Below are 1,749 nucleotides of genomic sequence, written 5' to 3' on the forward strand. Positions count from 1 at the left end.
GGGCCAGCGACTGTATGCCGCAGGCGTCGTTGGACCCGTTGTCGATATCCGCCGTTGTGATTGAGGCATTTCCGGAAGCGTCTAGCTGTACGGTGATGTCCTGGCAAATTGCCGTCGGAGCCACGTTGTCCTCCACAGTAACGGTAGCGGTACATGTAGAGGTATTACTGTTGTTGTCCGTAACGGTAAGGGTTACCGTATTGGTTCCCACCTCTGCACAAGTAAATGCAGTGGTGTCCAGGGCCAGCGACTGAATGCCACAGGCGTCGTTGGAACCGTTGTCGATATCCGCCGTGGTGATGGATGCATTTCCCGAAGCATCTAGCTGTACGGTGATGTCCTGGCAAATTGCCGTCGGAGCCACGTTGTCCTCCACAGTAACGGTAGCGGTACATGTAGATGTGTTACTGTTGTTGTCCGTAACGGTAAGGGTTACCGTATTGGTTCCTACCTCTGCACAAGTAAATGCAGTGGTGTCCAGGGCCAGCGACTGAATGCCGCAGGCGTCGTTGGACCCGTTGTCGATATCCGCCGTGGTGATGGATGCATTTCCTGAAGCGTCTAGCTGTACGGTGATGTCCTGGCAAATTGCCACAGGCGGTACGTTGTCCTCCACAGTAACGGTAGCGGTACAGGTGGATGTGTTATTGTTGTTGTCCGTAACGGTAAGGGTTACCGTATTCGTTCCTACCTCTGCACAAGTAAACGCAGTGGTGTCCAGGGCCAGCGACTGTATGCCACAGGCGTCATTGGAACCGTTGTCTACGCTCGCCGGGTCCACGGTCACGTTGCCGGAAGCGTCTAGCTGTACGGTGATGTCCTGGCAAATTGCCGTCGGAGCCACGTTGTCCTCCACAGTAACGGTAGCGGTACATGTAGATGTGTTATTGTTGTTGTCCGTAACGGTAAGGGTTACCGTATTGGTTCCTACCTCTGCACAAGTAAATGCAGTGGTATCCAGGGCCAGCGACTGTATGCCGCAGGCGTCGTTGGACCCGTTGTCGATGTCCGCCGTGGTGATGGATGCATTTCCGGAAGCGTCGAGCTGTACGGTGATGTCCTGACAAATGGCCACAGGCGGTACGTTGTCCTCCACCGTAACGGTAGCGGTACAGGTGGATGTGTTATTGTTGTTGTCCGTAACGGTAAGGGTTACCGTATTCGTTCCTACCTCTGCACAAGTAAACGCAGTGGTGTCCAGGGCCAGCGACTGAATGCCACAGGCGTCGTTGGAACCGTTGTCTACGCTCGCCGGGTCCACGGTCACGTTGCCGGAAGCGTCTAGCTGTACGGTGATGTCCTGGCAAATGGCCACAGGCGGTACGTTGTCCTCCACAGTAACGGTAGCGGTACAGGTGGATGTGTTATTGTTGTTGTCCGTAACGGTAAGTGTTACCGTATTCGTCCCTACCTCTGCACAAGTAAACGCAGTGGTGTCCAGGGCCAGCGACTGTATGCCACAGGCGTCGTTGGAACCGTTGTCGATGTCCGCCGTGGTGATGGAGGCATTTCCGGAAGCGTCTAGCTGTACGGTGATGTCCTGGCAAATTGCCGTCGGAGCCACGTTGTCCTCCACAGTAACGGTAGCGGTACAGGTGGATGTGTTATTGTTGTTGTCCGTAACGGTAAGTGTTACCGTATTCGTCCCTACCTCGGTACAAGTAAACGCAGTGGTGTCCAGGGCCAGCGACTGAATGCCACAGGCGTCGTTGGAACCGTTGTCGATATCTGCCGTTGTGATGGATGCAT

The 1,749-nt window shown here is 54.7% G+C and carries 5 protein-coding genes; all 5 read left to right on the forward strand.

Features of this window, described 5'->3' with window-relative positions:
• Window positions 1-254, forward strand: a 254-nt coding sequence (locus ACFSR8_RS06440; RefSeq protein ID WP_380290227.1) for a hypothetical protein, incomplete at its 5' end; no start/stop codon positions are given.
• Complete coding sequence (locus ACFSR8_RS06445) at window positions 255-494, forward strand: hypothetical protein (protein ID WP_380290229.1); 240 nt, start codon at window positions 255-257, stop codon at window positions 492-494.
• Complete coding sequence (locus ACFSR8_RS06450) at window positions 495-1,064, forward strand: hypothetical protein (RefSeq protein ID WP_380290231.1); 570 nt, start codon at window positions 495-497, stop codon at window positions 1,062-1,064.
• Window positions 1,065-1,067: 3 nt separating this feature from the next.
• On the forward strand, window positions 1,068-1,214 hold the full coding sequence (locus tag ACFSR8_RS06455; protein ID WP_380290233.1) for a hypothetical protein: 147 nt from the start codon (window positions 1,068-1,070) through the stop codon (window positions 1,212-1,214).
• Window positions 1,215-1,694, forward strand: a complete 480-nt coding sequence (locus ACFSR8_RS06460) for a hypothetical protein (RefSeq protein ID WP_380290235.1) — start codon at window positions 1,215-1,217, stop codon at window positions 1,692-1,694. It abuts the gene before it with no gap.
• The last annotated feature ends 55 nt before the right edge of the window (window positions 1,695-1,749 follow it).

The organism is Hyunsoonleella rubra (assembly GCF_042684665.1).
In the GTDB taxonomy this organism is placed as follows: domain Bacteria; phylum Bacteroidota; class Bacteroidia; order Flavobacteriales; family Flavobacteriaceae; genus Jejuia; species Jejuia rubra.